Origin of the sequence: Actinokineospora sp., from assembly GCF_052390155.1 — a bacterium.
In the GTDB taxonomy this organism is placed as follows: domain Bacteria; phylum Actinomycetota; class Actinomycetes; order Mycobacteriales; family Pseudonocardiaceae; genus Actinokineospora.
In genome coordinates this window covers 1-7,415 of record NZ_JBQTHF010000112.1, presented here as the reverse complement: position 1 = coordinate 7,415, position 7,415 = coordinate 1, and the positions used below count along the sequence as shown (strand labels likewise).

The 7,415-nt window shown below is 73.0% G+C and carries 6 protein-coding genes; 2 read left to right on the top strand and 4 right to left on the bottom strand.

Annotated elements, in window-relative coordinates; all coding sequences use genetic code 11:
- A partial coding sequence (locus ACT4N7_RS27725) for a hypothetical protein (RefSeq protein WP_444831818.1) occupies positions 1-335 on the bottom strand: 335 nt, incomplete at its 3' end.
- 146 nt (positions 336-481) lie between these two features.
- Here ACT4N7_RS27725 and ACT4N7_RS27720 point away from each other — a divergent pair.
- Entirely contained in the window at positions 482-1,741 is a 1,260-nt protein-coding gene (locus tag ACT4N7_RS27720) for an aminotransferase class I/II-fold pyridoxal phosphate-dependent enzyme (protein ID WP_444831817.1), read from the top strand.
- Between the two features lie 74 nt (positions 1,742-1,815).
- Here ACT4N7_RS27720 and ACT4N7_RS27715 read toward each other — a convergent pair whose 3' ends face one another.
- From ACT4N7_RS27715 to ACT4N7_RS27705, 3 genes are all read right to left on the bottom strand, one after another.
- Positions 1,816-3,657: an aminotransferase class I/II-fold pyridoxal phosphate-dependent enzyme gene (locus ACT4N7_RS27715; protein ID WP_444831816.1), complete on the bottom strand. Its 1,842-nt coding sequence runs from the start codon at positions 3,655-3,657 to the stop codon at positions 1,816-1,818.
- Positions 3,658-3,738: 81 nt separating this feature from the next.
- Positions 3,739-4,563, bottom strand: coding sequence for an alpha/beta hydrolase family protein (locus ACT4N7_RS27710; RefSeq protein ID WP_444831815.1), 825 nt, complete (start codon positions 4,561-4,563; stop codon positions 3,739-3,741).
- Positions 4,560-5,561, bottom strand: a complete 1,002-nt coding sequence (locus tag ACT4N7_RS27705; RefSeq protein WP_444831814.1) for a histidinol-phosphate transaminase — start codon at positions 5,559-5,561, stop codon at positions 4,560-4,562. Before ACT4N7_RS27705 ends, ACT4N7_RS27710 begins: the two co-directional genes overlap by 4 nt.
- 215 nt (positions 5,562-5,776) lie before the next feature.
- Between ACT4N7_RS27705 and ACT4N7_RS27700 the strand changes: the two genes are divergently transcribed.
- Positions 5,777-7,261, top strand: coding sequence for an MFS transporter (locus ACT4N7_RS27700; RefSeq protein WP_444831813.1), 1,485 nt, complete (start codon positions 5,777-5,779; stop codon positions 7,259-7,261).
- The last annotated feature ends 154 nt before the right edge of the window (positions 7,262-7,415 follow it).

Here is a 7,415-nt window from a genome sequence, read left to right as displayed (position 1 = left end):
GGGGGGGCCGCGGGGGCCGCCGCGGCGCCGCTGTGGGGACCCTGCGTGGTGACCTGGAAACCCGGGCCAAACACCCCGGGGGAGTTCGCCCGCCGGCGCCCGGGCGGGCGCCGCCGCATCGCCAGCGCGACGCCCGCCCCATTGACCAGCACCGCCGCCGCGAGCCCCGCCAGGACCAGGACCGCGGGCTCGGCGGTGATCTTCGCGGCGGAGACCAGCGCCGCGAATCCGACGAAGTAGGCGACGCCCACGACGACGACCAGGAGCAGCGCCCGCGGCCACCCACGCTCCCGTTTGGGGCTGCCGTCGGTCGGTGCGAGTCGTGTGTGCGCCACCCGTCCAAGCTAACGTCCGATCCCCGGCCCGCCCGCCCCGGCCGGGCCTGCCGGATGGGCACCACCCGATGATCAGGGAAGACCTGCCCGCCCGGCGGCGTCGGTCGAGGCTGTCCGGCCGCGTTCGCCGGTGGTGGCATTGATCGGTGCCCACAGACGTATTCGCCAAGACGCACGACAACCACATCCGGTCCCTGACCCGGCAGTTGGCTGGAGTGGGCAGGTATCCGTACTTCAGCCTGATGGAGGGCCCGCCCTCGGCCGTGACGATCATGGACGGCGTGCCGTGCGTCAACCTCGGCTCCAGCAACTACCTCGGCCTGTCCGGCGACGCGCGCGTGGCCACCGGAGCCCACCAGGCGACCCTGCGCTACGGCACGTCCCTCAACGGCTCCCGGGTCATGAACGGCACTGTGCCGCTGCACCTGGAACTGGAGGCCGAGGTCGCCGAGTGGCTCGGCGAGGGCGACGCGCTGATCTACCCCAGCGGCTACGCCGCCAACCTCGGCGTCATCTCCGCGCTGGTGGGCGCCGACGAGGTGGCGATCTGCGACGGCGGCGACCACGCCTCGATCCTGGACGGCGCGACGCTGGCCCGCGGCAGGCTGATGCCCTTCCAGCACAACCGGCTCGACCGGCTCGACGCCGTGCTCGACCGGACCCGCCGCGACGGCACCGGCACCCTGGTTGTCGTCGACAGCGTGTACTCGATGCAGGGCGACATGTCCGACCTCGCGGGGGTGACCGCGGCCGCGCGCAGGCACGGGGCGCGGCTGCTGGTGGACGAGGCGCACGCGTTCGGCATCCTCGGGCCGCGCGGCCAGGGCGTCGCCGCGCTCGCCGGCCTGGTCGACGCGATCGACCTGCGGATGGGGACCTTCTCCAAGGCGCTGGCGGGTGGCGGCGGCTTCGTGACCGGGCCCGCGCACGTCATCGACTACCTGCGGACCAACAGCAGGCCGTTCCTGTTCACCGCCGCCACCCCGCCCGCCGGGCTCGGCGCGGCCCAGGCGGCGCTGCGGATCGTGCTGTCCGCGGAGGGCGATGACAAGCGCGGGCGGCTCACCGCCAACGCCGCGCGGCTGCGCGAAGCACTGGCGGGACTGGGTTTCGACGTGCCGCCCGCGCCGCGGCTGATCGACGGCACCGAGGTGCAGACGCCGATCCTGCAGGTGCGGATGCGCGACGAGGGCAGCGCCGTGCTGGCGTGGAGCGCGCTGTTCGACGCGGGCGTCTACGTCAACCCGGCGATCTATCCCGCCGTGCCCAAGGGAAACCCGCAGTTGCGGCTGAGCGTGCAGTCCGAGCACACCGACCGGCACCTCGACCGGGTGATCGACGCGTTCACCGCGGTCCGCGAAGCCGACGAGGCGGCGCCGGAGGACGGCCTGGTCGCCCTGCGGTGAATCGCGGGCACCAGCAAGCCTGCCGGTCCTAAGTGGGCATAGGACCGGCAGGCTTGCTTGCTGTCACAGGGCTTTCAGCGGTCGAGCCCGGAGAGCGCGAGGTAGGTGGTGAACAGGGTCGTGACGAGCGTCGACACCTCCGGCGAGAACGAGAACCGCAGCCGGGTGGTGTCGGGCCGCGGCAGCCCCATGCCCTCCTCGGGAATCGACCGCACACCAAGGAAATAGGCCAGGAACGCGAACACGTCGAACGCCGTCCGCAGCTCGATCCCGGCCGCCTCCACCGGGTTGCGGGCCAGCAGCCGCCGACAGCTCACGATCTGGAAGAACCCGGCCGTGGGCACCACCTCGATCTCGAACCACCTGGCCAGGCCCTCGCCGACGAAGGCGTCGACCAGCCGGGCGTGCTCGTCGAGCACCGCGGCGGGGAGATCCTCGTACCGGTCGCCACCGGGATCGAGCGCGGTGTCCGTGAGGACGATCCCGTGGCGGAACTTCTCCCGGAAGAACCCGGCAGCACCCGCGCGCAGCACCCGCTCGACCTCCGGGCGCACCGCCGGATCGACCCTGGCCGACCCGATGCCCTCCAGCATCGCGGTCATCAGCGCCCGGCGGAACTCGTAGCCACCGGACACCTCGTCCAGGTACGCCGCGAGCTCGTCCCGATCGGCGCCCAGGCACGCCGCCATCGTCCGCTGCAGCGCGCCCGAGACGAACCCGACGCTGGTGTCGATGAGGTGGTTGACGCTGCTCGACTCGATCTTCGGCGCGAGCAGCAGGCCGACCCGCAGGTCCGCCACGGCGAACGGCTTGGACAGCCCGAACAGCGTGTAGGTGTCGGGCAGGTGGTGCTGGAAGGAGTGCGTGCCGGGCCCGTCGAGCCGGATCGAGTGGTACGCCAGGTCCTCGATCACCGAGACGTCGCGCGCCTTGAGGACTGCGGCCAGCGCGGCCAGTTCGGCGGCGCTGTAGACCGCGCCGGTCAGCCCGGGGTTGATGTGCAGCAGCGCCACCGCGCGCGGCGGGCGCAGGATCTGGTGCGGGTGCCGGTGGCCGGTGACCCGGATGCCGATCGACAGTCCCGGGTACCGCGCGATGGCCCGCGCGTACAGCTCGCGGGCGCCGTCGTCGGGGGACAGTTCGTCCAGGCCGTCGACCAGCCGGGACACCACGTCGGCGGTGGGCGCGGCCTCGATCCGGCCCCGCTGGTGCAGCTCGTCGAGGACGCGGGTGACGGCGGCGGCGCGGTCGGGCAGCCACCGCCGGTAGAGCGCCTCGTTGGTGGTCTCGATCACCCGCGCCAGCTCGGCCGGGCCGATCTTGCCCGCGGCGTCGAACGGCACGGTGGCCACGGTTCCGCCTGCCCGGTGCGGCTGCGCGAGGAAGAACCCGTAGGTCAGCTCGGGCATGAGCAGCACGTCGCCCGGCATCGTCATCAGGTAGCGGCACAGCGAGTCGTAGAGGTTGACGGTGCCGTACCCGACGATCGTGTCCAGCCGCTCGCGCTGGTCGGCCAGCGCGAACCCGAACCGCGCCAGGAACCCCCAGAACGCCTCGACCAGGCCGTCGTCGGTGATCGCCACGGAGTAGTGCCGCAGGTGCTCGGACACCACCTCGCGCGCCAGGTGCGCCGAGACGGCGGGGAAGGGCGCGGTCGAGGAGTCGCCGGTGTCGAGGTTGCCCAGGAACGGGACGCAGTCGATCGGCTCGCCGTCCGGGCCGTCCTCGATGTTTCGCGAGACGAACACGGCCAGGCATTGCCACACCAGGTACTGCGCCCGGGTCAGCTCGTCCTGTCGGACGAATTCGTAGGACTGCCAGAACTCCGTGAGTCTCTTGGTGAAGTCGGCGATGCCATCGGGGGTGAGTGCGGGGGACACCGCGCTCCTGGCGTTTCTCCTGCTCACCTGGGTCATGGCCGAAGCGTAGGGGCGGTGCGGTGGCGCGGGGATGGCCGGATGCGGTACCCCCGGGTGGTACCCGATCGGCCGGTCCACTCAGGCCAGGGGCGCCCCGACGAGCGGTTTCGGGTCCAGCAGGGCGGCCACCACGGCGGGCCACGCGGGCGATTCGGGATCGATCACGGCGAAGTGGTCCGCGCCGGGCACCTCGACCAGCGGGACCCCTGTCCGGTCCCGGTAGCGGCGGGACTGCTCGACCGGCACCCGCTGGTCCTGATCGCCGTGGACGAGCACCGTGGGGACCGCGGGGGTCCCCAGCCGGGTCAGGTCGGCGGCGGCGTAGCGGTCGGGCACGTGCTCCGGGCCGCCGCCGAGGAACGCGTCCACGGCGTCCTCGCCCAGGCCGAGCCGGTGGGCCTCGGCCAGGTCGAGCAGCGGCGCCACGGCGAACACGCCCGCCACCCGCGGACGGTGCGCGGTGCGGCCGGGCGCGCCGACGTCGAGCCGGTCGCGCAGCGCGGCCCAGATCGCCAGGTGCCCGCCCGCGGAGTGGCCCGCGTACACCAGCCTGGTCCGGTCGACCCGGCCCGGGACCGCGTACTCGACCAGCGCGGGCAGTCGGTCCGCGGCGGCGGCCACGTCGACGAACGTGGCGGGCCAGCCGCCGCCCCCGCCGGTCCGCCGGAACTCGACGCTGGCCACCGCGAACCCGCGCTCTGCCAGGCCCGCGGCCATCGGCGCGATCACCGTGCGGTCGTGTTTGGCCCGCCAGAAACCACCGTGCCACAACAGAAGCAGCGGCGCGGGGTCCTTTGTGGACGGTAGGCGGAGATCGGCCACGTGATCGGCGAGCGGGCCGTAGGACAGCGTCATGGCCGGGGCGGGCGTCCGCCTGGTCAGCACATCGCGGGTGTCGGTCACGATCGGTGTCCTCTCGCGATCTCCAGCAGTAGGTCGTTGCTCTCCGGCAGACCGATGGTGATCCGCGCACCCTCGCCGGGGAAGGCGTGCACGTGCAGTCCCCGGGCCAGGCACGCCGCCTCGAAGTCCGCTGTGGACGGTCCCAGCGGCAGCCAGACGAAGTTCCCCTGCGGGGCGGGCACGGCGAGTCCGGTCGCGCGCAGGCCGCTCGCGACCCGCTCGCGTTCCCGCACGATACGGGCTCGCTGGGCGGCGAACTCCGCCTCCGTCGCCAGCGCGGCGGCCGCCGCGGCGGCCGCCACGTCCGAGACGAGGAACGGCATGGTCACCGCACGCAGCGCGGAGATCGGCCCGGCCTGGCCGATGGCATAGCCCACCCGCAGGTTCGCCAGCCCGTACGCCTTCGAGAAACTGCGCAGCACCACCACATTCGGGTGGTCGCGGTAGAGCCGCAGGCCGTCAGCCGCGGCCGGGTCGGTGGCGAAGTCGCGGTACACCTCGTCCAGGACGACGAAGACCCGGCGCGGGACCCGGGCGAGGAACGCGATCAGGTCGGCGTGGGTCACCGTGGTGCCGGTCGGATTGTTGGGATTGCAGATGAACACCAGCTTGGTCCGCCTGCGCACCGCGCGCGCCATCGCGTCGAGGTCGTGCGTGTCCGCGCGCAGCGGGACCCGCCGGACCGGCACCCCCATCGCGTCCGCGAGCAGCGGGTAGCCCTCGAACGACCGCCAGGCGATGACCGCCTCGCCCTTGCCCCGGGCGGTCAGGTGCAGCATCTGCTGGATCAGCCCGGCCCCGCCCGCGCCGACCGCGACCTGGTCGGCGGGAATGCCGTGGTGGGCCGCGATCGCCTCGGCCAGCGCGTCGGGATAGACGGTGGGATAGCGGTTCACCCGCGCCGCCGCCGCGGCCATTGCCTCGATGACGGCGGCGGGCGGGGCGTACGGACTCTCGTTCGCCGAAGCCCGGTGGGCCGCGATCCGGTGTGACGTCATCGCCGACTCCTGCCGTGGATGTGCGGGACTCCGACGCTATTCCCCCCGCGCGGCCGGTTCAGTCGCCGATGGTCCCGCACCACCGGGCCCGACGGGTGGTGCCCGGTCCGGCACCCCGCCCGACGTGCCCGGGCGGGCCGCTCGCAGTCGGCTTGGGCTGGTCCGCGCCCGCTGACACGGTGGAGTTCGACCTGTCGCCGATGACGAGGAGCACCATGGTTTCCGCCGTTCCGCGGACCACCGAACGAGCCCCGGCCGCCACGCTCGTCATCGTGTGCCTGGCCCTGTTCATGGCGCTGTTCGACAGCACCGCGATCAGCCTGATGCTGCCCGCGATCCGCGCCGACCTCGACGCCGACATCGCCGGTCTGGTGTGGATCGCCGACGGCTACGTGCTGATCTTCGCCGCCCTGCTGCTGACCTCGGGCAGCCTGGGCGACCGGCTCGGCCGCGCCCGGATGTTCCTCGCCGGCATGGCGGTCTTCACCGCGGGCTCGGCGGTCTGCGCGGTCGCGCCGAACCTGCCGGTGCTGGTCGGCGGCCGGATCGTGCAGGGACTCGGCGCCGCCCTGGTCACCCCGCAGACCCTGGCGATCCTGACCCAGACCTTCCCGGCGGCCCGCGACCGGGCCCGGGCGTTCGGCATCTGGTCCGGCGTGTCCGGCCTCGCCCTGATCCTCGGCCCCATCCTCGGCGGCGCCCTGGTCGACGCGTGGGGCTGGCGGTCGGTGTTCCTGGTGAACCTGCCGATCGGTGTGCTCACGCTGATCCTGGGCGCCCGAGTCCTCGGCGGCTGGGGCTCCCCGGCGCGTTTTCGGGGCGCTGTCGACCTGCCCGGTCAGTTGTTGACCGTGCTGTGGTTGAGCACCTTGACATTCGGGCTGATCGAGGGCACCCGGCTGGGGTGGACCGCTGCTCCGGTGTTGGGCCTGTTCGCGGTCTCGGTGGTGGCGTTCGTCGTCCTGGTCGCCGTCGAGCGGCGGGTGTCGAATCCGATGCTCCACTTGGAACTGTGGCGGTCGCGCACGTTCACGGCCAGCACGCTGGTGATCGCGCTGGTGGCGTTCGGGATGTACGCGTCGTTCTTCCTGCTCAGCCTTTTCCTGCAACAGGTCCAGGGACTCTCGCCGACCACGGCGGGGGTTCGGTTCCTGCCCGCGATGGTGGCGGTGGTTATCGCCGCGCCGCTGGCCGGGCTGATCGCGGGGCGCTTCGGGTCTCGGCCGCCGATCGTGGCGGGTGGCGTGTTGATGGGGGTCAGTTTGCTGCTGCTGGGCGGGATCAGCGCGGACGCGGCGTATTCGTCCTGGTGGTACCTGCTGGTGGTGTTCGGGGTCGGGATCGGGTTGACGATTCCGCCGGTCAACAGTGCGCTGTTGGGGAGCGTGCCGGTCGAGCGGGCCGGGCTGGCGTCGGCCACTGGGGAGACCGGGCAGCAGATCGGGGCGCTGGTGGGGATCGCGGTGTTGGGGGCGTTGGTGGCCGAGGGGTTCGGTCGGGTGGTCTCCGGGGAGCTGTCCGGCCCGGCGGCTCGGGAGCTGGCCAACCGGATGTTCGCCGAGAGTGGGGGGGAAGTTGGTGGGCTCGTGGGCCGGGGGATCACCGAGGGGGTTCACCTCGGGCTGACCGGGGCGGGGGTGGCGGCGTTGATCGCGGCCGGTGTGGGGCTCCTGATTCGCGAATCGCGATCCGCTGGTTAGTGTCGCTCGGGTTTGACCCTGGGGCGGGCGGAGCATCTCGCTCCGGCCGCCCCACCCGGGGTCGGTCTACCATCGGCCGCGGCGCCGGGGGGGTCGGCGCGGGGCGGGGGTGGGATCGGTGGCCGACCGCGCGGGCGAATCCAGCCCCACGGCC